General features: G+C 72.5%; 23 protein-coding genes. 11 read left to right on the forward strand and 12 right to left on the reverse strand.

Translation table 11 applies throughout. The features are described from left to right. Window positions 1–79: 79 nt before the first annotated feature. A complete protein-coding gene (locus tag ACZ6I3_RS01745) occupies window positions 80–745 on the reverse strand; it encodes a TetR family transcriptional regulator (protein WP_469410866.1) in 666 nt (221 codons plus the stop codon). 205 nt (window positions 746–950) lie between these two features. Between ACZ6I3_RS01745 and ACZ6I3_RS01750 the strand changes: the two genes are divergently transcribed. From ACZ6I3_RS01750 to ACZ6I3_RS01760, 3 genes are read left to right on the forward strand one after another with little or no spacing between them, the layout of a single operon-like run. Continuing rightward, window positions 951–2,378: a glycosyltransferase family 4 protein gene (locus tag ACZ6I3_RS01750; protein ID WP_469410867.1), complete on the forward strand. Its 1,428-nt coding sequence runs from the start codon at window positions 951–953 to the stop codon at window positions 2,376–2,378. Beyond that, window positions 2,372–3,106 carry a class I SAM-dependent methyltransferase gene (locus ACZ6I3_RS01755; RefSeq protein ID WP_469410868.1) on the forward strand — a complete coding sequence of 245 codons (735 nt, stop codon included), beginning with the start codon at window positions 2,372–2,374 and terminating at the stop codon, window positions 3,104–3,106. Before ACZ6I3_RS01750 ends, ACZ6I3_RS01755 begins: the two co-directional genes overlap by 7 nt. Beyond that, complete coding sequence (locus ACZ6I3_RS01760) at window positions 3,103–4,173, forward strand: prenyltransferase (protein WP_469410869.1); 1,071 nt, start codon at window positions 3,103–3,105, stop codon at window positions 4,171–4,173. The genes ACZ6I3_RS01755 and ACZ6I3_RS01760 overlap by 4 nt, the downstream gene beginning before the upstream one ends. Before the next feature lie 100 nt (window positions 4,174–4,273). Here the strand turns inward: ACZ6I3_RS01760 and ACZ6I3_RS01765 are convergent, their stop codons facing one another. From ACZ6I3_RS01765 to ACZ6I3_RS01795, 7 genes are all read right to left on the reverse strand, one after another. Next, a complete protein-coding gene (locus tag ACZ6I3_RS01765) occupies window positions 4,274–4,567 on the reverse strand; it encodes a hypothetical protein (RefSeq protein WP_469410870.1) in 294 nt (97 codons plus the stop codon). Window positions 4,568–4,613: 46 nt separating this feature from the next. Continuing rightward, complete coding sequence (locus ACZ6I3_RS01770; protein ID WP_469410871.1) at window positions 4,614–5,624, reverse strand: LLM class F420-dependent oxidoreductase; 1,011 nt, start codon at window positions 5,622–5,624, stop codon at window positions 4,614–4,616. 97 nt (window positions 5,625–5,721) lie between these two features. After that, entirely contained in the window at window positions 5,722–6,579 is an 858-nt protein-coding gene (locus tag ACZ6I3_RS01775; protein WP_469410872.1) for a hypothetical protein, read from the reverse strand. A gap of 158 nt (window positions 6,580–6,737) precedes the next feature. Next, on the reverse strand, window positions 6,738–7,709 hold the full coding sequence (locus ACZ6I3_RS01780; protein WP_469410873.1) for an N-acetylmuramoyl-L-alanine amidase: 972 nt from the start codon (window positions 7,707–7,709) through the stop codon (window positions 6,738–6,740). Window positions 7,710–7,772: 63 nt separating this feature from the next. Then, window positions 7,773–8,060 carry a hypothetical protein gene (locus ACZ6I3_RS01785; protein WP_469410874.1) on the reverse strand — a complete coding sequence of 96 codons (288 nt, stop codon included), beginning with the start codon at window positions 8,058–8,060 and terminating at the stop codon, window positions 7,773–7,775. Window positions 8,061–8,187: 127 nt separating this feature from the next. After that, a complete protein-coding gene (locus tag ACZ6I3_RS01790; RefSeq protein ID WP_469410875.1) occupies window positions 8,188–8,838 on the reverse strand; it encodes a class I SAM-dependent methyltransferase in 651 nt (216 codons plus the stop codon). 95 nt (window positions 8,839–8,933) lie between these two features. Continuing rightward, a complete protein-coding gene (locus ACZ6I3_RS01795; protein WP_469410876.1) occupies window positions 8,934–10,673 on the reverse strand; it encodes an MFS transporter in 1,740 nt (579 codons plus the stop codon). A gap of 205 nt (window positions 10,674–10,878) precedes the next feature. Between ACZ6I3_RS01795 and ACZ6I3_RS01800 the strand changes: the two genes are divergently transcribed. The 5 genes from ACZ6I3_RS01800 to ACZ6I3_RS01820 all read left to right on the forward strand — a co-directional run bounded on the left by ACZ6I3_RS01800 (window position 10,879) and on the right by ACZ6I3_RS01820 (window position 16,448). Beyond that, window positions 10,879–12,306 (forward strand): MFS transporter, encoded by a 1,428-nt coding sequence (locus ACZ6I3_RS01800; RefSeq protein WP_469410877.1) that lies wholly within the window; start codon window positions 10,879–10,881, stop codon window positions 12,304–12,306. A 251-nt stretch (window positions 12,307–12,557) separates the two neighbouring features. Further along, window positions 12,558–13,313, forward strand: coding sequence for a class I SAM-dependent methyltransferase (locus tag ACZ6I3_RS01805; protein WP_469410878.1), 756 nt, complete (start codon window positions 12,558–12,560; stop codon window positions 13,311–13,313). Window positions 13,314–13,514: 201 nt separating this feature from the next. After that, window positions 13,515–14,372, forward strand: coding sequence for a MaoC/PaaZ C-terminal domain-containing protein (locus ACZ6I3_RS01810; protein WP_469410879.1), 858 nt, complete (start codon window positions 13,515–13,517; stop codon window positions 14,370–14,372). Window positions 14,373–14,418: 46 nt separating this feature from the next. Then, window positions 14,419–15,495 (forward strand): Zn-dependent alcohol dehydrogenase, encoded by a 1,077-nt coding sequence (locus tag ACZ6I3_RS01815; protein WP_469410880.1) that lies wholly within the window; start codon window positions 14,419–14,421, stop codon window positions 15,493–15,495. 11 nt (window positions 15,496–15,506) lie between these two features. Continuing rightward, window positions 15,507–16,448: a 3-oxoacyl-ACP reductase gene (locus ACZ6I3_RS01820; protein WP_469410881.1), complete on the forward strand. Its 942-nt coding sequence runs from the start codon at window positions 15,507–15,509 to the stop codon at window positions 16,446–16,448. Between the two features lie 69 nt (window positions 16,449–16,517). On the opposite strand, the gene ACZ6I3_RS01825 is transcribed toward ACZ6I3_RS01820, so the two are convergent. Continuing rightward, on the reverse strand, window positions 16,518–16,685 hold the full coding sequence (locus ACZ6I3_RS01825) for a hypothetical protein (RefSeq protein ID WP_469410882.1): 168 nt from the start codon (window positions 16,683–16,685) through the stop codon (window positions 16,518–16,520). A gap of 97 nt (window positions 16,686–16,782) precedes the next feature. Then, the gene (locus tag ACZ6I3_RS01830; RefSeq protein ID WP_469410883.1) at window positions 16,783–18,075 is read right to left on the reverse strand and encodes a hypothetical protein; all 1,293 of its coding nucleotides are present in this window, start codon (window positions 18,073–18,075) and stop codon (window positions 16,783–16,785) included. 198 nt (window positions 18,076–18,273) lie between these two features. Here ACZ6I3_RS01830 and ACZ6I3_RS01835 point away from each other — a divergent pair, with 198 nt between their 5' ends. The 3 genes from ACZ6I3_RS01835 (at window position 18,274) to ACZ6I3_RS01845 (ending at window position 21,143) form a co-directional block, all read left to right on the forward strand. Beyond that, complete coding sequence (locus ACZ6I3_RS01835; protein WP_469410884.1) at window positions 18,274–19,131, forward strand: Nif3-like dinuclear metal center hexameric protein; 858 nt, start codon at window positions 18,274–18,276, stop codon at window positions 19,129–19,131. After that, window positions 19,128–19,871: a zinc ribbon domain-containing protein gene (locus tag ACZ6I3_RS01840; RefSeq protein ID WP_469411662.1), complete on the forward strand. Its 744-nt coding sequence runs from the start codon at window positions 19,128–19,130 to the stop codon at window positions 19,869–19,871. Before ACZ6I3_RS01835 ends, ACZ6I3_RS01840 begins: the two co-directional genes overlap by 4 nt. 78 nt (window positions 19,872–19,949) lie before the next feature. Then, window positions 19,950–21,143, forward strand: coding sequence for a bifunctional RNase H/acid phosphatase (locus tag ACZ6I3_RS01845; RefSeq protein ID WP_469411664.1), 1,194 nt, complete (start codon window positions 19,950–19,952; stop codon window positions 21,141–21,143). Here ACZ6I3_RS01845 and ACZ6I3_RS01850 read toward each other — a convergent pair. Together ACZ6I3_RS01850 and yaaA are read right to left on the reverse strand one after the other, a co-directional pair. Beyond that, on the reverse strand, window positions 21,118–21,765 hold the full coding sequence (locus tag ACZ6I3_RS01850; RefSeq protein WP_469410885.1) for a bifunctional 4-hydroxy-2-oxoglutarate aldolase/2-dehydro-3-deoxy-phosphogluconate aldolase: 648 nt from the start codon (window positions 21,763–21,765) through the stop codon (window positions 21,118–21,120). The two genes, ACZ6I3_RS01845 and ACZ6I3_RS01850, sit on opposite strands and share 26 nt — an antisense overlap. Before the next feature lie 73 nt (window positions 21,766–21,838). Further along, window positions 21,839–22,621 (reverse strand): peroxide stress protein YaaA, encoded by a 783-nt coding sequence (gene yaaA, locus ACZ6I3_RS01855; protein WP_469410886.1) that lies wholly within the window; start codon window positions 22,619–22,621, stop codon window positions 21,839–21,841. Window positions 22,622–22,668: the final 47 nt, after the last annotated feature.

A 22,668-nucleotide genomic window follows, 5' to 3' on the forward strand; every position in this document is an offset into this window, starting at 1 on the left:
CGAGAGGCCGGGCGGCCGGAAGGCGACCCCCAGCACCTGATCCGGACCATGCCGGCGAAGGGAACCCGTCTCGTAGGTCTTACTGCTGCCCTTCCGGCCCCTGCTCCTCCGGTTTCGTCAGGGCGATCAGCCGGCACACCGTCTCGATGTCGATCCGCACCTGGGCGATCGAGGCGCGGCCCGACAGCCAGGTGATCAGCGCCGAGTGCCAGGTGTGCTCGATGACCCGGACCGCGGAGAGCTGCTCCGGGGTCGGGTCGTCCAGCCCCATCGCGTCCAGGATGATTGCCGTCGTCTGCCGTGAGACCTGGTCGACCTCCGGGCTCACACTGCGGTCGGCGAAGGTGAGGGCGCGGACCATCGCGTCGGCCAGATGTGGTTCCCGCTGCAGGGCGCGGAAGGCCCGCATCAGCGTCTCCGCGACCCGCTCGGCCGCCGAGTCGCCCCGCGGGGGCTTCTTCCGCAGCGTGCCGTGCATGTGCTCCAACTGGTCCTGCATCGTGGCGACCAGCAGATGGATCTTGGAAGGGAAATAGCGGTAGAGGGTGCCGAGCGCCACCTGTGAGGACTCCGCGACCTCGCGCATCTGCACGGCGTCGAAACCGCCCCGGCTGGCCAGTTGCGCGCTCGCGTGCAGGATGCGGCGACGGCGGGCCTCCTGTCGCTCCGTGAGGGGAGGGGAGGCGGGGGCTGCGGCTCTGGCTTCCACCTTGGCCACTGTGTTCACCTTGGCTTCCGCGGGCATGGGTCCCGTTCCGTGACGGTCCGTGAGGGCGAGTGATCACACAGCATGGCACGGCTCGGCCGTGGCGTGAATCACCTGATCCACTGCTCACAGCGCCGCTACCTGCCGGTAGATTCAGTGCCTCCGAACGATCAAGTCTGAAACTTGTTCTAGATTAGCGTCCCGGCGTAATCTCGCGGGACAGTGCAGGGAGAAGGGGGCCAGAGTGACCGCTGAGGCCAGGGAGGCCGGGCCCTCGGAGGACCCCGCCGCCGACGGCTTGCGACCGCTCCACATCGCGCTCCTCACCTATAAAGGGAACCCGTTCTGCGGCGGCCAGGGCGTCTACGTCCGGCACCTCTCGCGCGAACTGTCCCGCCTCGGCCACCGTGTCGAGGTCATCGGTGCCCAGCCCTACCCCGTCCTCGACGAGGGGCACGACGGCCAGAGCCTCACCGAGCTGCCCAGCCTCGACCTCTACCGCCAGCCGGATCCTTTCCGCACGCCCAAGCGCGACGAGTACCGCGACTGGATCGACGCGCTCGAAGTGGCGACCATGTGGACCGGCGGCTTCCCCGAGCCCCTGACGTTCTCGCTGCGCGCCCGCCGCCATCTGCTGGCCCGCCGCGGCGAGTTCGACGTCGTCCACGACAACCAGACGCTCGGGTACGGGCTGCTGGGAGACGTGGGCGCGCCCCTGGTGACCACGATCCACCACCCCATCACCGTCGACCGGCAGTTGGAGCTGGACGCGGCGGACGGCTGGAAGCGGCGCCTTTCGGTGCGCCGCTGGTACGCCTTCACTCGCATGCAGAAGCGCGTGGCCCGCCGGCTCCCCTCCGTGCTCACCGTCTCCGGCACGTCCCGCCAGGAGATCGTCGACCACCTCCGTGTACGCCAGGACCGGATCCACGTGGTCCACATCGGCGCCGACACCGACCTGTTCTCGCCGGATCCCTCGGTGCCGGTGGTGCCGGGCCGGATCGTGACGACGTCCAGCGCGGACGTGCCCCTGAAGGGCCTGGTCCATCTCGTCGAGGCGCTCGCCAAGGTGCGCACGGAACACCCCGGCGCGCACCTCGTCGTCGTAGGCAAGCGGCCCACGGAGGGGCCCGTCGCCCAGGCGATGGAACGGTACGACCTCGCCGGCGCCGTCGAGTTCGTCAAGGGCATCTCCGACGCGGAACTCGTCGACCTGGTGCGCTCGGCGCAGGTCGCGTGCGTGCCCTCGCTCTACGAGGGCTTCTCGCTGCCGGCCGCGGAGGCCATGGCGACGGGCACGCCCCTGCTCGCCACGACCGGCGGCGCCATACCCGAGGTCGCGGGCCGTGACGGGGAGACCTGCCTGGCGGTGCCCCCGGGGGACGCGGGCGCCCTGGCCGCCGGTCTGGGCCGGCTGCTGGGCGACGCGGAGTTGCGTGCGCGGCTCGGAGCGGCCGGGCGCGAACGGGTGCTGCGGCACTTCACCTGGGCCAGGGCGGCGGAGGGCACGGTGGCCAGGTACCGCGAGGCGATCGCCGGATCCGAGGGCGTCGGGACGGACCGCTCCCCGGCGGGCGTCACGGGTACCGACCGTGCTGTGCCCACGGCCCCCGCATCCGCAGCCCCCACAGATGTAGAAGGCGTCAACTCCGAAAGCAGGGCCACGTGCTGACCGTCGACTTCTCCCGGTTCCCGCTCGCGCCGGGCGACCGCGTCCTGGACCTCGGCTGCGGTGCCGGCCGGCACGCGTTCGAGTGCTACCGGCGTGGCGCGCAGGTCGTGGCGCTGGACCAGAACGCCGAGGAGATCCGCGAGGTCGCCAAGTGGTTCGCGGCGATGAAGGAGGCCGGTGAGGCCCCGGACGGAGCCACCGCCACGGCCATGGAGGGCGACGCCCTGGCGCTGCCCTTCCCCGACGAGTCCTTCGACGTCGTCATCATCTCCGAGGTGATGGAGCACATACCGGACGACAAGGGCGTCCTCGCGGAGATGGTGCGGGTGCTCAAGCCCGGCGGGCGCATCGCCATCACGGTCCCGCGGTACGGCCCCGAGAAGGTCTGCTGGACCCTCTCCGACGCGTACCACGAGGTCGAGGGCGGCCACATCCGCATCTACAAGGCCGACGAGCTCCTGGCGAGAATCCGCGAGGCCGGCCTCAAGCCCTACGGCACCCACCACGCCCACGCGCTGCACTCGCCCTACTGGTGGCTGAAGTGCGCGTTCGGCGTCGACAACGACAAGGCGCTGCCGGTGCGGGCGTACCACAAGCTCCTGGTCTGGGACATCATGAAGAAGCCGCTGGCCACCCGGGTCGCCGAGCAGGCGCTGAACCCCCTGATCGGCAAGAGCTTCGTGGCGTACGCGACCAAGCCCCATCTCCCCCGGGTGGACGCCAAGTGACGACCCCCCGGACGGAACATCTGGTCCTGCCCGGGGTCCTCACCGCGGGGCAGGCCGCCGCGACCGTCGCCGGCATCCTCGCCGTGCAGCGCGAGGACGGTGCGATCCCGTGGTTCCGGGGGCACCACCTCGACCCGTGGGACCACGTCGAGGCGGCCATGGCCCTCGACACGGCAGGCGAGCACGAGGCCGCCGAGCGTGCCTACCTGTGGCTGGCCCGGCACCAGAACGAGGACGGCACCTGGTACGCGGCCTACGCCGACGGGGATTCCGGCGACGTCACCGACCGGGGCCGGGAGACCAACTTCGTCGCCTACATCGCCGTGGGCGTCTGGCACCACTACCTCTCCACCGGCGACGACACGTTCCTGGAGCGGATGTGGCCGGCGGTCTACGCGGCGGTCGAGTTCGTGCTGCGCCTGCAGCAGCCGGGCGGGCAGATCGGCTGGCGGCGCGACGACGACGGCACGGACACGGCGGACGCGCTGCTGACCGGCAGCTCCTCGATCCACCACGCGCTGCGGTGCGCGCTGGCCATCGCCGAGCAGCGGGAAGAGGCGCAGCCGGACTGGGAGTTGGCGGCCGGTGCGTTGCGGCACGCGATACGGCGGCATCCGGAGCGGTTCCTCGACAAGAACCGGTACTCGATGGACTGGTACTACCCGGTGCTGGGCGGTGCGCTGACCGGGGCCGAGGCCAAGGCCCGTATCGAGGAGGACTGGGACCGGTTCGTGGTGCCCGGGCTCGGGGTGCGGTGCGTCGTGCCCAACCCGTGGGTGACGGGTGGGGAGTCGGCCGAACTCGCCCTCGCGTTGTGGGCGATGGGCGAGTCCGACCGGGCGTTGGAGGTGCTGCAGTCCATTCAGCATCTGCGGGACGCCGAGAGCGGGCTCTACTGGACCGGTTACGTCTTTGACGACGAGGCGATCTGGCCGCGGGAGTTGACCACGTGGACCGCGGGTTCGTTGTTGCTGGCCGTGGCCGCGTTGGGTGGGCATGAGGCCACGTGCCAGGTGTTCGGTGGGGATGAGTTGCCCAGTGGGCTGGACTCGGACTGCTGCGCCTGAGAATTCGGGGGTTGTGCGTGGTTTGCGGGCGCGGGTTGTGCGTGGTTGATCGCGCAGTTCCCCGCGCCGCTGATGGAGGGCGAGCCCCTTAGGGCGATTTTCAGTGGCGGTGGGCCCTGTTGGCGATGGCGTGGCCCACGAGCAGGTAGACCACCGCTGCCAAGCCGTAGCCGCAGACGACTCGGGCCCAGGCCTCGTCGAAGGTGAAGAGGTCGTGGGACCAGCCTGCGAGCCAGCGGGCCGCGTCGTGGATGAACTGGACGAAGCTGTTCGCCTGGTTGGCGTCCAGCAGGTACATCAGGATCCAGAGACCCAGGATGAGAGCCATGATGTCGGCCACGACCGCGACGATCGTGCCGGCCTGATTCGCACCGTTGCGATATCGAGGGGACATGTCATTCGGATTGCCCTCGAACTCCGGATGAAACCCGGGGATTCGCTCAGGCGTTCAACTCGGCGAGTACCCGCAGCGTGTGGCGGTCGGGGCTGAGCACCAGCAGGTCCGTCACCGGCCCCCTGCGCCACGACTCCAGCCGCTCCGCGATCCGTTCGCGCGGGCCGACCAGGGAGATCTCGTCGGCGAAGGCGTCGGGGACGGCGCGGACGGCCTCGTCCCGGCGGCCGGAGAGGAACAAGTCCTGGATGCGGCGGGCGTCTTCCTCGTAGCCCATGCGGGCCATCAGGTCGGCGTGGAAGTTGCGGGCCGCGTGTCCCATGCCGCCGATGTAGAAGCCGAGCATCATCTTGACGGGCAGCAGTCCCTCGGCGACGTCGTCGCAGACCCGGGCCTGCGCCATCGGTGCCACCAGGAATCCCTCGGGCAGCTCGGCCAGGGCCGGGCCGTACACCTCCGGCCGGGTCGGCGACCAGTACAGCGGCAGCCAGCCGTCGGCGATCCGGGCCGTCTGGGCGACGTTCTTCGGGCCCTCCGCCCCGAGCAGGATGGGCAGGTCGGCACGGAGCGGATGGGTGATCGGCTTGAGGGGCTTGCCCAGACCCGTGGCGTCCGGGCCCCGGTACGGGTGGGAGTGGAAGCGGCCCGCCAGTTCGACGGGGGCCTCGCGGCGCAGCACCTGCCGTACGACGTCGACGTACTCGCGGGTGGCCGTGAGCGGGGACTTCGGGAACGGGCGGCCGTACCAGCCCTCGACCACCTGCGGTCCGGACAGCCCGAGGCCCAGCATCATGCGGCCGCCGGAGAGATGGTCGAGGGTGAGCGCCTGCATGGCGGTGGTGGTCGGCGGCCGGGCCGCCATCTGGGCGACCGCCGTGCCCAGCTTGACGGTGGAGGTGTGGGCGGCGATCCAGGCGAGCGGCGTGAACGCGTCCGAGCCCCAGGACTCCGCCGTCCACACGGAGTCGTAGCCCAGCCGCTCGGCCTCCTGTGCCAGCGGTATGTGGTCGGGGGAGGGGCCGCGGCCCCAATAACCGAGTGCGAGACCGAGCCGCATACCTGCCTCCTGACGGTGCGTCAGCCGACTGGGGCGACGACTGTACGGCAACGGCCCCCCGCCCGGAAGGGCGAGGGGCCGTGAAGGAGGCGTGGGCTCAGCCGCGCTGGATGCCCGACGTGTCCTGGAGGACACCGCGGCGGCCGTCCTGCGTCTGCGCGACCAGGGCCGGGCCGCGCTGCTCGACGGCCAGGTACCAGGTGCCCGGCGCGAGTTCGGCGATCGGCGTCGGCGAACCGTCCTCGGCGAACAGCGGACGCGGCACCGGCACCGCGAACCAGAACGGCGAGAAGTCCCCGGCCGGGGCCTGCGGCGCCTGCGCCTGCTGCGGCTGGGGCTGACCGCCGAACGGCTGCCCCGGCTGGGGCTGGCCGGGCTGACCCGGCTGCCCGGGCTGCGGGTGACCGTAGCCGCCGGGCTGCTGGGCGCCCGGGTAGCCGTAGCCACCGGGGGGCTGGGCGCCGTAGGGCTGCGGGGCGGCCGGGCGGGGGGCCGGGAGGAGCGCGCCCTTGAGGGCCGGGACGAGGGGGGTGGCGATCGCGGCGCCGGCCATGAGCAGCGTCGCCACGAGGGCGAGGATCAGGCCGATGCCGGGGCTCGGGGCGCCGTCGCTCGCGTTGTCACCGATGTTGTCGAAGCCACCCGGTACGTCGACGATGTTGCCGAGCGCGCTCCACGCGGCGAACACCGTGAAAGCGACGCCGAACTGGCCGAGGTCGAGCCCGGCGACCTTCGGGACCTGCGGCAGGCCCCGGGCCACGACGACGAGCGCGGCGCCGATGATCCCGGCCAGCACGATGCTGAACACGACCGGGCCGCTGCCCCACAGCATGGGGAGGTCGACGCTGTCCGGGACATTGTCGAACGAGTACAGGTCGAGGAACGACGCGATGAAGAGCAACACCGCTGCTCCGAGCACCACGCCATCGCCTCGAGTGAGGGAGCGGATATTCACTTCAGGTCCTTCGTAGGTCGTCTCAAGGTCGGTAGAGGCGTCGCTGTCACCATGTCGCCGTCAGGCCCCTGTGTGAAGCGCGGGGGTGGCCCCTCATCGTAGGGATGACACTATCGTCCGCCCTGTCAGGGTGTCCGCCCGGATCCGCCCGTCGAGAGCTACCCGTGCAGGAAACTCACGATTCCCTCAGAGATCCCTTGCGCCGCTTTCTGCCGCCACGCGCCACTGGTCAGAGATGCCGCGTCCTTGCTGTCGCGCATGTTGCCGCACTCGATGAACACCTTCGGAACCGTTGACAGATTGAGACCGCCCAGGTCCTTACGCGTGACGAGGCCGGAGCCGTCGCCGATGTAGTTGGACGGCGCGCTGCCGGTGACGGCCACGAAGCGGCCGGCGACGCGCTCGCCGAGGTCGCGGGAGGGGGCGACGATCGCGCGGGTGTCGGCGGAGCCGGCGTGGACCGCGCCGGGCAGGATGACGTGGAAGCCGCGGTTGCCGGTGCCCGAGCCGTCCGCGTGGATCGAGACCACGGCGTCGGCCTTCGCCTCGTTGCCGATCCGGGCCCGCTCGTCCACGCACGGGCCGTACGGCCGGTCGCCGTCCTGTGTCAGCTTCACCGTGGCGCCCTGCTCCTCGAGGAGCGTGCGCATCCGGTGCGCTACGTCCAGGGTGAACCTGGCCTCCGTGTAACCGTCGTTGGTGGACGTACCCGTGGTGTCGCACTCCTTCCAGTTCGTCCCGATGTTCACCTTGCGGTTGATCTCGGACGGGTGCTGGAAGTTGTCCGGGTTGTGGCCGGGGTCGATGACGACGACCTTGCCCTTGAGCGGGCCGGAGGCGGCGGGTGCGGAGGGCGAGGACGCGGTGGGCGTGGGGTCGGCGCCCGGCTTCTTGCCGTCGTCGGTGGCCTCGTCGGTGGCGTCGTCGCCGGGCGGGCTCGACGCGGCGGGCGGGGAGGACCGTACGGTCGCCTGCCCCGAGCCGCCTCCGTCCCCCGAGTCGCCCACGGTCTCGTACACCAGCCAGCCGAGCAGCGCCCCCGGCACCAGCGCGGCGAGCGCGACGGTCAGGGGGCCGCGGCGGGAGCGGCGGGGCTGGGGTGGTTCGAAGTCCGGGCCTACGTACGACACGTCCCTCACCCTAGCGGCCATCTCCGTCCGCCCGCGGGCCGAGCACGGCCGGGCGGGTGGCGGTCACCTCTCGTTGCCGTCGGGGTCCTCGTGCCGTACCGCCTCCTTCACCTCCGCCTCGATCTCCTGGCGGGGTGTGTCCTCCTGCCTCGCGTACGCGGTCAGCGCCGCCTGGACGTCACGGGCGAGGTCGCGCCAGGCGCGCCAGGCGGTCTCCCATGTCGTGGTCTGCTGGTCGCTCCACTTGGTCTGGGTGGGCGGACCGTAGGCGTCCCGCAGTTTCCGCATACGGGCGTGCGCCGCGTCCGCCGCGCGCTGCTTCTCCACGAGCTCTGCGAAGGTGTGTGCCACGCGGCCGGATCCTTGGCCAGCGACCGCCCCCCACCGACGCGCCACGCCGCCCGTGGGCCGACCGGGAGAGGGCGGAGGGGGCCCGGTTCACCCGGCCAGCCGCCCGGCTGTCGAGCCGGGCCCGGATTCAGATGCCCGGCGCCGTGCGCCGCAGCACGCGCAGGGAGCCCGTCGCCGAGACCTCCGTGAACGCCCCGGAGGCGAGGGCGCGGAGGTGGACGCGGTACGGGGCCTGGCCGGTGAACTCGTCCTGGGGGTCCGGGAAGACGTCGTGGATGACGAGCAGGCCGCCGTCGGCGACGTGCGGGGCCCAGCCCTCGTAGTCGGCGTTGGCGTGCTCGTCGGTGTGGCCGCCGTCGATGAAGACCAGGCCCAGGGGAGTGCGCCAGAACCCGGCGATCTGCGGGGAGCGGCCGACCAGGGCCACCACGTGGTCCTCCAGGCCCGCCCCGCGCAGGGTGCGCCGGAACGTGGGCAGCGTGTCCATCAGGCCGATCTCGGGGTCGACCGTCTCGGGGTCGTGGTACTCCCAGCCCGGCTGCTGCTCCTCGCTGCCGCGGTGGTGGTCGACGGTGAGCGCGCTGACCCCGGCCGCGCGGGCCGCGTCGGCGAGCAGGATCGTGGACCGGCCGCAGTACGTCCCGACCTCCAGCAGCGGCAGCCCCAGCCGCCCGGCCTCCACCGCCGCCGCGTACAGCGCCAGCCCCTCGTCCACGGGCATGAACCCCTTCGCGGCCTCGAACGCGGCGAGGATCTCGGGCTCGGGGGCCGCGGGCATGGGGTTCCTCTCGGTGGTACGGGTGTCCGGGCGCCCATCGTGCCGTACCCCCCGCCGCGGAGCGACAGGGGGTACGGGGCGGTAGCCGAGCGGGGTCAGGCGGGGACCGCCGCGCCCGGCAGCGGCAGGTCCAGGTCGACCGGGCGGTCGTCGCCCGTGTGGGTCGCGGACGAGGCGAGCGGGGCGTGGCCCGGGGCCCGGGCGGCCACGACGTAGGAGCCCTGGGAGGGGACGGTGAGCGCGTAGCTGCCGTCCTCGGCGGAGAGGGTCGCGCCGGCCTGGCGGCCCCGCCGGTCGATCAGCGTCACCTTGGCGCGGGCGACCGGGGCGCCGTCCGCGTCCAGGACCCGGCCGCGGAAGCCGCGCAGGACCGCTTCGGCGTGCTCCAGGTTGGCGTCCTCCTCGCTGCTGGCCCGCAGTTGCGGGTGGGCGGCCGGGCGGCGGCCCGGCAGGAACAGCGCCAGGACCAGGCCCACGGCGACCGCGGCGGTCGCGATCAGGAAGGAGACCCGGAAGCCGTGCATGGTCGGGATCGCGACCCCGCCGACGTGGTTCGCGGTGTTGGCGAGCACCATGCCGATCACGGCGCTCGACACCGACGTGCCGATGGACCGCATCAGGGTGTTGAGGCCGTTCGCCGCACCCGTCTCGGAGGCCGGGACCGCGCCCACGATCAGTGCGGGCAGCGAGGAGTAGGCGAGGCCGATGCCCGCGCCCAGCAGCACCGAGATGACCAGGCTCTGCCAGGCGGCGCTCATCAGGCCGAGTCCGGCTCCGTAGCCGATCGCGATGATCAGCAGGCCGAGGATCAGGGTGACCTTGGGGCCGTACTTCGCGGACAGCCGGGCGTAGACGGGCGCCGTGAACATCATCGTCAGGCCGAGCGGCGCGACGAGCAGACCCGCGACGACCATCGACTGGCCGAGGCCGTAGCCGGTGGACTTCGGCAGCTGGAGCAGCTGCGGCAGGACCAGGGAGACGACGTAGAAGGAGACGCCGACCATGATCGAGGCGAGGTTGGTGAAGAGGACGGCCGGGCGGGCCGTGGTGCGCAGGTCCACCAGGGGGGCCTTGACGCGCAGTTCCATCAGGCCCCACAGGAGCAGCACGACAACGGCGGCGGCGAACAGGCCGAGCGTGGTGCCGGAGGTCCAGCCCCAGTCGCTGCCCTTGGTGATCGGCAGCAGGAACAGCACGAGACCGGCGGACAGACCGAGCGCGCCCAGCACGTCGAAGGAGCCCTCGGCGCGCATCGGCGACTCCGGTACGACGAGGAGGGTGAGGACGATGGAGAGCACACCGAGGCCGGCGGCGCCGTAGAAGAGGGCGTGCCAGTCGGCGTGCTGGGCGACCAGCGCGGCGGCGGGCAGGGCGAGTCCGCCGCCGACGCCTATGGAGGAGCTCATCAGGGCCATCGCCGAGCCGAGCTTCTCGCGGGGCAGCATGTCGCGCATCAGGCCGATGCCGAGCGGGATCGCGCCCATCGCGAAGCCCTGGAGCGTACGGCCGGTGATCATGAGCAGCAGATCGCTGGTGAGCGCGCTGAGCAGCGCGCCCGCGACCATCACCGCGAGGCTGAGGATCAGCATGCGCCGCTTGCCGAACAGGTCGCCGAGGCGGCCCATGATCGGGGTGGCCACGGCACCCGAGAGAAGGGTCGAGGTCAGGACCCAGGTCGCGTTGCCGGGGTCGGTGTCCAGCAGTTGCGGCAGATCCTTGATGACCGGGACGAGCAGGGTCTGCATCACCGCGACAACGATGCCCGCGAAGGCGAGCACCGGGACCACGGGCCCGCGCGCTCTGCCGGCGGGGCGTTCTGTCGTCGTCTGCGTCATTGAGTGGGGCCTCCAGGCCGGGAAGGTGTGCGGGAGCCACGGGGGACGGGGGTACGTGGTGCCTGAACTCGTATGTGCAGGCAACTATTCCGTTGCTTTGGCACTCTAACGAATTCTTGACCTTCTCTTGGGAGAGGGGCCCGGGCCTGTGGCCGCAAGCCCTAGGCCGAAATCCCGATGCCAGGAGTGTGGATTGGTTGAGAGCATGACACCCATGCTCGAAACCGCCGAAAGGACCCGTACTCCACGCCGTACCGCGCCGCCCACCTGGCTTGTGGTGGCGCTCACCTGTGCCGGGCAGTTCCTCGTCGTGCTCGACGTGTCCGTCGTCAACGTGGCGCTGCCCTCGATGCGGACCGGGCTCGGGCTCAGCGAGCAGGGCCTGCAGTGGGTGGTGAACGCCTACACCATCGCCTTCGCCGGGTTCATGCTGCTCGGCGGGCGGGCCGGAGACCTCTACGGCCGCAAGCGGATGTTCCTCGTCGGGCTCGGTGTCTTCACCCTGGCCTCGCTGGCGGGCGGACTGGCGCAGGACGACTGGCAGTTGCTCGTCGCACGGGCCGTACAGGGGCTGGGCGCGGCGGTGCTGGCGCCCTCGACGCTGACCATCCTCACCTCGTCGGTGCCGGAGGGCGCGGCGCGGGCCCGGGCCATCGGGACCTGGACGGCGGTCGGCGGCGGTGGCGGCGCCGCGGGCGGTCTGGCCGGCGGGCTCCTGGTGGAGACACTGTCCTGGCGGTGGGTGCTGCTGATCAACGTGCCCGTGGGGGCCGCGCTGCTCTGCGCCGCCGCCTGGTTCCTCGTCGAGGGCCGGGCCGGGGACCGGCGGCGGCTCGACCTGCCGGGCGCGCTGCTCGTGACGACCGGGCTCGGCACGCTCGCCTACGGCATCTCCCAGACGGAGGCGGCGGGCTGGACGGCGGCGGCCACACTGCTGCCGCTGTGCGCCGGGCTCGTGCTGATCGCCCTGTTCCTCGCGGTCGAGGCCCGCACCGCGAGCCCGTTGATGCCGCTCGGGCTGCTGCGCCTGCGGTCGGTGGCCTCGGCGAACGTCTCGATGTTCCTGTGCGGCTTCGCGATGTTCTGCATGTGGTTCTTCATGACGCTGTACGCGCAGAACGTCCTGGGCTACACGCCCCTGGAGGCCGGACTGGCCCTGGTCCCCAGCTCCCTTGCCGTCATCCTCGGCTCCAAGCTCGCGCCCCGGCTGATGCGGGCGGCCGGGCCACGCGCCGTGGCGGTACTGGGCACCCTGGTCGCCGTGGCCGGCTTCGCCTGGCAGTCCAGGATGACCGCCGAGGGCTCCTACGCGACGGCGATCCTCGTCCCCGGCGTCCTCATGATGCTCGGCGCGGGCCTCGCGTCGACACCGCTCGCCTCCCTTGCCACCTCCGGCGCGTCCCCCGGCGAGGCCGGCCTGGTCTCCGGCCTCGTCAACACCTCCCGCACGATGGGCGGTTCACTGGGCCTGGCCGTCCTGTCCACCCTCGCGGCGGCCCGGACGGCGGGCAGCGCGACACCGGCGGCCCTGACGGAGGGCTACGCGCTGGCCTTCCGGGTGGGGACCGGGGTGCTGGTCGCGGGGGTGCTGCTGATGTGGGTCTGGCTGCCGAGGATGCCGCGACAGCGGTAGGCGGCTGCCGGCGGGCGCGTGCCCGGCGGTGGAAATCAGTGCGGGTCGCGTCGTCCGGGATGAGGGCGCTGTGGGCCCTGGATGGTGTGCCGCCGGTGTATCGGGCCGGGAGTGAAGCGGTGCGTCGGCGGGGTGTGTCCCGGTGGCGCTGGAGGCCGCGTACGGCGTTTCGCCGATGCCCGAGAACCTGCTCTGACCTGGGGTTTTGATGGATCCCGGCATACGATTGGCGGATGCGGAAGGGGGTCCGGATGGACCGGAACATACGCACCGTCGACGACGTACTCGCCCTGCTCGACGGGCTGTTCGCACACGAGGCCGACCGGTGGACGGGCCGGGGTGCCGACTGGTGGGACGGCTTCTACGCCGACCGTTCCCGGCCGGTGCCGTTCTTCGTGGCGAAGCCGGACGAGAACCTGGTGAGTTGGGTGGAACGGGGGCTGATCAGCGGCGGGCGTGCGCTGGACCTCGGGTGCGGGCCGGGGCGCAACGCGCTGTATCTGGCGGCCCAAGGGTTCGCGGTCGACGCGGTCGACCTGGCTCCGGCTGCCGTCGACTGGGCCGGGGAGCGGGCCCGAGAGGCGGGGGCGGAGGGCGTCCGGTTCCACTGCGGTGACGCGTTCACGCTCGCCGGTACGGAACTCACCGGGCCGTACGACCTCGTCTACGACTCCGGCTGCTTCCACCATCTGCCTCCGCACCGGCGGATCAGCTATCTGGCGCTGCTGGAGAAGGTCCTGGCTCCCGGGGGTCTGTTCGGTCTCACGTGCTTCGCCGCCGGTGCCGGGGGGATGGGGTCGGAGCTGTCCGACGCGGACTTCTACCGGGAGCCGGGCGGACTGCGGGGCGGGCTCGCGTACACGGCCGAGTCGGTGCGGGGGATCTTCTCGGGGCTCACCGAGGTCGAGCTGCGGCGGATGCGGGACGAGCCGGAGGAGTCGGGGAGCTTCGGGGAGGGCTTTCTGTGGACGGCGCTGTTCCGCGGGGCGGGGGCACGGGGCATCTGACCAGCCTCCCAAAACCTCGGTATCTGACACGACGTCAGGAGGCTTCACAACTCCGCGGGCCTGGGCTATACAGAGGTCGCAGGACTGGAACGCGTTCCAGTTCGGTCCCAGACGGCCTCGGCGCGGCCGACGGTGCGGACGGCCGTGCCGAGGTCTCTTCCACGGCGATGCCGAGGTCTTCCTACGGCGATCAGGAGCCCCATGCCCATCGACGCAGCCAAGGCGCTCGCCGCCGAACCCCGGACCGGAGAGATCACCTGGGACCACAGGGACGTGCAGCTCTATCATCTCGGCATCGGCGCGGGCATCCCCGCCACCGACCCCGACGAGCTGCGCTACACCCTGGAGTCCCGGCTGCACGTCCTGCCGAGCTTCGCCACCGTCGCGGGCGGCGGAAAGCCCGGGGTGACCGGCGGGCTGTCCATGCCCGGCGTCGAGGTCGACCTAGCCCGGGTCCTGCACGGCGGCCAGAGCCTCGTCCTCCACCGGCCCCTCCCGGCGACGGGCACCGCCACCGCGGCCAACCGGATCGCCGCCGTGTACGACAAGGGCAAGGCGGCCGTCCTGGTGCTGCGTACCGAAGTCGGCGACGCCGACGGCCCGTTGTGGACCAACGACGCCCAGATCTTCATCCGCGGCGAGGGCGGCTGGGGCGGCGACCGCGGCCCCTCCGCCCGGCTCGATCCGCCCGCCGGTGAGCCGGACCGGGTCGTCGAGCGGCACGTCCGCGAGGACCAGGCCCTCCTCTACCGCCTCTCCGGCGACTGGAACCCCCTGCACGCCGACCCCGAGTTCGCCAAGGTCGCCGGGTTCGAGCGGCCCATCCTGCACGGGCTGTGCACCTACGGCATCACGCTCAAGGCGGTCGTCGACACACTCCTCGACGGGGACGTGACCCGGGTGCGGTCCTACGCCACCCGGTTCGCCGGGGTCGTGTACCCGGGGGAGACGCTGCGGATCCGTATGTGGCACACGCCCGCGTCCACCCGGGTCGCCGTCAGTGCCGTCGAGCGCGACGACGCGCCCGTCCTCGCCGACACCGTCGTCGAACACACCTGAGTCCTTCGATTCCTTGAACGCACGCCGTACGAGGGGAGCCCGCACCATGCGCGCAGCCGTACTGCACGAGATCGGCCAGGACAAACTGGAGGTCCTCGACGACGTCGAGGCGGTGGGCTTTGGACCCGGCAAGGTGCGGATCAGGGTGCGCGCCACGGGGCTGTGCCACTCGGACCTGTCCGCGATGAGCGGGGTGCTGCCGCAGCCCGCGCCGTTCGTGCCCGGGCACGAGGGCGCGGGGGAGATCCTCGAAGTCGGCGAGGGCGTCGGCCACTTGAAGGCCGGTGACCGGGTCGTCGTGTGCTGGCTGCCCGCGTGCGGCGCGTGTCCCGCCTGCAAGCGCGGGCAGACCGAACTGTGCCTCGCCGGGTTCATGAACGCCGGCACGCCCAACTTCAAGCGCCCCGGCGGAGACGTCTTCGGCTTCGCCGGCACCGGTACCTTCACCGAGGAGGTCGTCGTCGACGCCGGCTGCGCGGTGCCGATACCCGACGACGTGCCCTTCGACATCGCCGCCCTCATCGGCTGCGGCGTGACGACCGGGCTGGGCGCCGCGCTCAACACCGCGGACGTGGAGGCCGGTTCGTCGGTCGCGGTCATCGGCTGCGGGGGTGTCGGCATCTCCGTGATCCAGGGCGCCCGGCTGCGTGGCGCCGCCGAGATCGTCGCCGTCGACCCCATCGCCTCGCGCCGCGAGTGCGCGCTGAAGTTCGGCGCCACCCGGGCCGTCTCCCCGGACGAACTCCCCGACGCCAAACAGCAGATCACCGCCGGCGAGGGCTTCGACTACGTCTTCGAGGTCGTCGGCAGGTCGGCCACGGCACGCACCGCCTACGACACCACCCGGCGCGGCGGCACCCTCGTCGTGGTCGGCGCCGGCGCTATGGACGACTTCCTCCAGCTCAACATGTTCGAGCTGTTCTTCGACGAGAAGCGGATCCTGCCGTCCATGTACGGCGGCGGAGACGTCCTGCGCTCCTACGAACGCACCATCGCCCTGTGGCGCGCCGGCCGGGTCGACCTGGCGGGCCTGATCACCCACCGGGTCCCGTTCGCCGACGTCAACGAGGCCCTGGACCAGATGCGGACCGGGACCGCCCTGCGTACGTGCATCGAGATGTGAGGACGTACACCATGCCGCTGCCTCTCCAGGGACTGTCCGCCGTCGTCACGGGCGCGGGCCGCGGGCTCGGCCGGGCCGAGGCGCTGGAACTCGCCCGGCTCGGCGCCGCCGTGGTCGTCAACGACTACGGGCAGGCGGGCCGCGACGGCAGCGGCGAGGCCTCCGCCGGGCCCGCCGAGGAGGTCGCCGCCGAGATCCGGGCGGCGGGCGGGACCGCCCTCGCGCACACCGGTGACGTCTCCGACTTCCGGCAGGCGGGCGAGCTGGTCGAGTCGGCCGTCGCCGCGTTCGGCAGGCTCGACATCCTCGTCAACAACGCGGGCATCCTGCGCGACCGCATGGTGTTCTCGATGGCCGAGGAGGAGTGGGACGCCGTGCTCCGGGTGCACCTCAAGGGGCACTTCAACACCACCCGGTTCGCCGCAGCGCACTGGCGGGAGCGGTCCAAGCGGGCCGGGGAGCCGGTGTTCGGGCGGATCGTGAACACCTCCTCGGAGGCGTTCCTCGCCGGTTCCGCCGGGCAGCCCAACTACGCGGCGGCCAAGGGCGGGATCGTCGGCCTCACCACCTCCACGGCCCTCGCCCTCGGCAAGTACGGCGTGACGGCCAACGCGATCTGCCCCCGCGCCCGCACCCGGATGACCGAGGACGTCTTCGCGGGCATCGAGCGCGCCCCCGGCAACGGCCTCGACCCGCTCGCCCCCGAGCACGTCGCCCCGCTCGTCGGCTATCTGGCCTCGCCCGCGGCCGCCCGGGTGAACGGGCAGCTCCTCGTGGTGCACGGCGGGATGGTCGCCGTTGTGGAACGGCCCCGGGTCGCCGCCAAGTTCGACAGCAAGCAGGACACCTTCACGTACGACGAACTGGAGGCCGCCCTCGGGCCGTACTACGCGGACCGGCCTACGGGGGAGACCTTCGCGGCGGCGGAGGTGCTGGGACTGAAACGCGGCTGAGGAACGCCGAACGGCCCCGCCCGTCATACAAGGGGTGGGGCCGTTCGCTGTCCGGGCACTGACGTTCCGTCAGGCCGCCGTCCCGGTCCGCTCGGTCTCCGCCACCGGCTTGCGGTGGCGACCGCGCGGAGCCGTCTCGCCGTCGTGCGTGGAGACCTCACCACGGTGCCGGCCGTGGCCGGTGGAGGTCTCCTGGACGTCGTCAGCGTGCAACTGGTTCGTGCTGGCGTCGCTCATCGGATGGAATTCACCCCGTCAACATGATCTTTCTTACAGCCGGGCGAGTCTAACCGGCACCCCGTATCCGGGATCCAGGCGGCCACGCCAACCGGCACTAGTTCGTTACAAGCCGTCCCAACGGTGCTTGCTGCAGCGGGACCGGACGCGGGGCGGAGGGGGTCGGGGACGCCGGTTCCGCCGCCCGTTCCGGTTCCGGCGGGTGCCCCGGTGCGGCGGTCGTCCCGGCGGTCGTCCCGGTGGGCGTGCTGACGGTCCGCGCGTCCGCCTCCAGCCCTGTCGCCCGCCCCGCCCCCTGCCTCGGTTCCCTGCCCGGCTGCGGACAGGGTGGCGGCGCGGCGCCGGGTTCCGGGGCCGCCACCGCCGCGGGCGGGCTCACCTGCGCCACGCCGCACGGCACGACCTCCGTCACGTACGGCAGCCGCAGCACCCCGTCCGGCGTCCACAGTCCGGTGCCGGTCAGCCACCCCTCGGGCGCCGGGAGATGGTGCACCCGCCGCTCGGCCGGGCGCCACACGGCGACCCAGCTGCCCGCCGGTCCGTCCACGCGCAGCGCCACCGCGCAGCTCTCCGGCGTCAGCACCTGCCCCGGCTGGATCGCGAACGGCGTGACCGCGCAGTCCCGCAGCCGCAGGCACTCCGGGAAGCGCACCGGCAGCGTGCTGCCCAGGACGCCCCAGCCCAGCCGGCCCTGGCCCGGGGAGGGCGCGTCCGAGCGGACGATCAGCAGCCCGCTGTCGTGGTCGGCGAGCAGCAGCCGGTCGTCGCTGTCGGCGGCGATCTGCAGCAGCGGCGACACCTCACCGCCGCGCTCCAGATCCACCACGACGGTCTTGGTGCGCCCGCCGCTCTCCCGGTCCAGGGCCAGCAGCCGCCCGGCCGGGTCCAGCCAGACCCCGCCCGAGCAGCGGCCCGGCAACTCGGCCAGCTGCTCGGGCCCGACGGGGCCGCCCGCCACCAGCCACACCGCCGTCGAACGCCGGCCGACCGCCAGGGCATACGCCCGCTCGCCGCCGGGGGCGGGCGGCAGCAGCCGCAGCCGGGCGGCCAGGTCCGGGCACTCGACCGCGCCCAGGGGCAGCTCGCCGGTGCCCGGCCCGGTCGGGTACAGCAGCGAGAAGGCGTGCCGCCCGGCCACCAGACGGTGGATGAGGACCCGCCCGTCGGCCATCGGCTGCACCTCGGTGCCCGGCTCCTCCGGCTGGTTGCGGGGCAGCGGCACCGCGTACGGCTCCGGGCCGTCCAGGGTCCAGCGCTCCGGGAACCAGGAGTCGCCGGCCGACGCCAGACGCGCGGCGTAGGCACCGTCCGCGGAGAGCGCGCAGCCCGCGGGCCCCGCCCCGTCCCCGTCCTCGTGTCCCGCCGAAGGCTCGATCGCACAGGCAGTCATCGTTCGGTCACCTCCAGTGACGAACGTAGTTTTCGCACGCACAGGCGGGGAGTCCGCACGCACCGGCTTCACGCATAAGGGTGTTCCAGGAACGATTCGCCTGAGGAAAAGGGTGCATTTGTGCTCGACGGGGCGACAGGTGCCCGACGGGGGCGGTGGCGGTTCAACGCCACAGATCAGACGGGTAGCCTTGCTCCCGTGCCCCGTCTGTCTGAAGTCATCGCCGCGCTCGAGAACCTGTGGCCCGCCCAGCGGGCCGAGTCCTGGGACGCGGTCGGCACCGTCGTGGGCGACCCGGACCAGCAGGTCACCCGGGTCCTGTTCGCCGTCGACCCGGTCCAGGAGATCGTCGACGAGGCGGTGAAGCTGGGCGCCGACCTGCTCGTCACCCACCACCCGCTCTATCTGCGCGGCACGACGACCGTCGCGGCGACGCACTTCAAGGGCCGTGTCGTCCACACCCTCATCAAGAACGACATCGCGCTGCACGTCGCCCACACCAACGCCGACACCGCCGACCCGGGTGTCTCCGACGCCCTCGCGGGCGCCCTGGACCTGCGCGTCACCGGACCGCTCGTCCCGGACCCCACCGACCCCGAGGGCCGCCGGGGCCTGGGCCGTGTCTGCGCGCTGGACCATCCGCTGACCGTCCGCGAGCTCGCCGCCCGCGCCGCCGAGCGGCTGCCCGCCACCGCGCAGGGCATCCGCGTCGCCGGCGACCCCGAGGCGGTCGTCCGTACGGTCGCCGTCAGCGGCGGCTCCGGCGACAGCCTCTTCGACCACGTACGCGCGGCCGGTGTCGACGCCTTCCTCACGGCCGACCTGCGCCACCACCCGGTGTCCGAAGCCGTCGCCGCCCACCGCCCCCTCGCGCTGCTCGACGCGGCGCACTGGGCCACCGAGTGGCCCTGGTGCGAACTGGCCGCGAGCCAGCTCGACGAGATCTCCGACCGGCACGGATGGGACCTGCGCGTCCACGTCTCGAAGACGGTCACCGACCCCTGGACCGCGCACGCGGCCTCCACCACTTCTGACCCCCTGGGAGCCCCGAACTGAACGCCGAGCCCGCCGACCAGATCCGACTCCTCGACGTCCAGGACCTCGACGTCCGCCTCCAGCAGCTCGCGCACAAGCGCAAGTCGCTGCCCGAGCACGCCGAGATCGAGTCGCTCGCCAAGGACCACGTCCAGCTGCGCGACCTGCTCGTGGCCGCGCAGACCGAGGAGAGCGACACCGCCCGCGAGCAGACCAAGGCCGAGCAGGACGTGGACCAGGTGCGCCAGCGCGCCACCCGCGACCAGCAGCGCCTGGACTCCGGTGCCGTCACCTCCCCCAAGGACCTGGAGAACCTCCAGCGCGAGATCGCCTCCCTCGCCAAGCGGCAGGGCGATCTGGAGGATGTCGTGCTGGAGGTCATGGAGCGCCGGGAGTCCGCGCAGGAGCGGACGGCCGAGCTGACCGAGCGGGTCTCCTCCGTCCAGTCGAAGATCGACGACGCGACCGCGCGCCGGGACGCGGCCTTCGAGAAGCTCGACGGCGAGGCCGCCACCGCCACCAAGGAGCGCGAGGTCGTCGCCGGGTCGGTGCCCGCCGATCTGCTCAAGCTCTACGACCGGCTGCGCGCGCAGCAGGGCGGGGTCGGCGCGGCGAAGCTGTACGCGCGCAGCTGCCAGGGCTGCCGGCAGGAGCTGGCCCTCACGGAGCTGGCCGATATCCGCAAGGCGGCGCCCGACACGGTGATCCGCTGCGAGAACTGCGGGCGCATCCTGGTGCGCACGTCCGAGTCCGGGCTGTAGTCGGGTTGTAGTCGGGCTGTAGTCGGGTTGTAGTCGGTCTGTAAGATCGGTCTGTAAGAGGTGACAGGGGCGGTGGCCGTGCGGGAGTTCATCGTCGAGGCCGACGGCGGGTCGCGGGGCAACCCGGGGCCCGCGGGCTACGGGGCCGTGGTGAGCGACGCGGCGACGGGGGAGACCCTGCGGGAGGCGGCCGAGTACATCGGCGTCGCCACGAACAACGTCGCCGAGTACCGCGGCCTCCTCGCCGGCCTGCGCGCCGCCCATGAACTGGACCCGGCCGCGACGGTCCACGTCCGGATGGACTCCAAGCTCGTCATCGAGCAGATGTCGGGCCGCTGGAAGATCAAGCACCCCGACATGAAGCCCCTGGCGGCGGAGTCGGCCCGGGTCTTCCCGCCGGGGCGGGTCACGTACGAGTGGATGCCGCGGGAGCAGAACAAGCACGCGGACCGGCTGGCCAACGAGGCGATGGACGCCGGGGCCAGGGGAGAACAGTGGTCGGAGTCGACGTCGACGGCGGAGCTGGACGCCGCAGCTGAGCCCGAGAGGGGTTCCGAGGCTCCTGAAGCCACCGGGTCCGCCCACGGGGACGCCGACACCCGCGCCGCCAAGGCCGTCGCCACCCCCGGCTGGGCCCCGGCCGACATGGGCGCCCCCGCCACCTTCGTACTGCTCCGCCACGGCGAGACCCCGCTGACACCCCAGAAGCGGTTCTCCGGCAGCGGCGGCACCGACCCCTCCCTCTCCGACACCGGCCGGGAACAGGCCGAGCGGGCCGCCGCGATGCTGGCGAGGCGCGGCACCATCCAGGCCGTCGTGTCGTCGCCCCTCACCCGTACCCGGGAGACCGCCGGGATCGTCGCCGACCGGCTCGGGCTCGACGTGAGTATCGAGGACGGGCTGCGCGAGACCGACTTCGGCGCCTGGGAGGGACTCACCTTCGCCGAGGTGCGCGAGCGCCACCCCGACGACCTGAACGCCTGGCTGGCCTCCCCGGACGTCGAACCCACCGGCGGCGGAGAGAGCTTCGCGGCGACGGGCACCCGGCTCGCCGCCACGCGCGACAAGCTGGTCGAGGCGTACGCGGGCCGCACGGTCCTGCTCGTCACGCACGTGACCCCGATCAAGACGCTCGTCCGGCTCGCCCTCGGCGCCCCGCCGGAGTCCCTGTTCCGCATGGAACTCTCGGCCGCGTCCCTGTCGGCCGTGGCGTACTACGCGGACGGCAACGCCAGCGTCCGCCTCCTCAACGACACGTCCCACCTGCGCTGAGCCCCGCCGCCGTCCGGGCCAGCGCCTCGACACGCCCCCAGTCGCGGGCCGCGACCGCGTCCTGCGGGAGCATCCAACTCCCTCCCACACAGCCGACGTTGGACAGCGCCAGATAGTCCGGCGCGGAGGCCGGACCGATCCCGCCCGTCGGGCAGAAGCGGGCCTGCGGCAGCGGCCCGGCGAGCGACTTCAGATACGCCGTACCGCCTGCGGCCTCGGCCGGGAAGAACTTCATCTCCCGCACCCCGCGCTCCAGCAGCGCCACGACCTCCGACGTGGTCGACACCCCCGGCAGGAACGGCACCCCGGACGCCCGCATCGCGTCCAGCAGCAGGTTCGTCCAGCCGGGGCTGACCAGGAACCGGGCGCCCGCCGCCACCGACTCCTCGACCTGCCCGGGGCTGATCACCGTCCCGGCGCCGACCAGCGCCTGAGGCACCTGCCCCGCGATCTCCCGGATCGCGTCCAGGGCCGCGGGCGTCCGCAGCGTCACCTCGATCGCGGGCAGCCCGCCGGCCACCAGCGCCCGCGCCAGCGGTACGGCGTCGCTCGCGTCCTCGATGACGACGACGGGGATGACGGGCGCGAGGTCCAGCACGGACGCGGGCAGGGAGGAGACCATGGCGGTATCCTGCCGCCCGCGCGACAGCATGCGCAAAGCTCATTGCGCATGCTGCAACACGCCTCGTCGACGGTCAGTGAACCTCGTCTACCAGCACATCCAGCGCCCACGCCTGCCCCGCCTTGGCCGGCGCCTCGGCCTCCACCACGTACCCCAGCTCCCGCAAGGCCGTGACCAGCTCGGCCGGGCCCTTCGGATCGGCCCCGGCGGTCAGCAGGCCGCGCACGATCCGCCCCTTGGTCGCCTTGTTGAAGTGGCTGACGACCTTCCGCGTCGGCGCGTGCAGCACCCGTACCGACGCCGTCCGCCCGGCGACCTCGCCCTTCGGCTTCCAGGCGGCGGCGTACGCGGCGGACCGCAGATCCAGCACCAGCCCGTCCCCGGCCGCCTCGGGAAGCACCGACGCCATCGCCGTACGCCAGTGCGCGCCCAGCGCCCCGAGCCCCGGCAGCTTCACCCCCATCGAGCACCGGTACGACGGAATCCGGTCCGTCACCCGCACGGCACCCCACAACCCGGAGAACACGAGCAGCGAGCGCGCCGCCCGCCGCTTGGCGGCGGCGTCCAGGGTGGCCAGGCCGAGGGCGTCGTAGAGCACACCGGTGTAGATCTCCCCGGCCGGCCGCGCCCCCGCCGTCCGCAGCTCCGCGTTCTTCGCGACCTCGCCCCGCAGCCCCTCGCTGAGCCCGAGCACCTCGCGCGCCTTGTCCTCGTCGGCGGCGCACAGCTCGACCAGCTCGGTGAGGACGGCCTCCCGGGCGTCGGTCAGCCCCGGCAGCGACAGCGACTCCGTCTTCAGCGGGGCACCGCGGCCGGAGGAGGCCTTGCCTTCGGACGGCGGCAGCAGGACAAGCACGCGTACTCCTTCGATCGAACTCCGCCCGACAGCGTACGGGGAGCTCA

The sequence above is a fragment of the Streptomyces sp. NPDC041940 genome, from assembly GCF_055589465.1.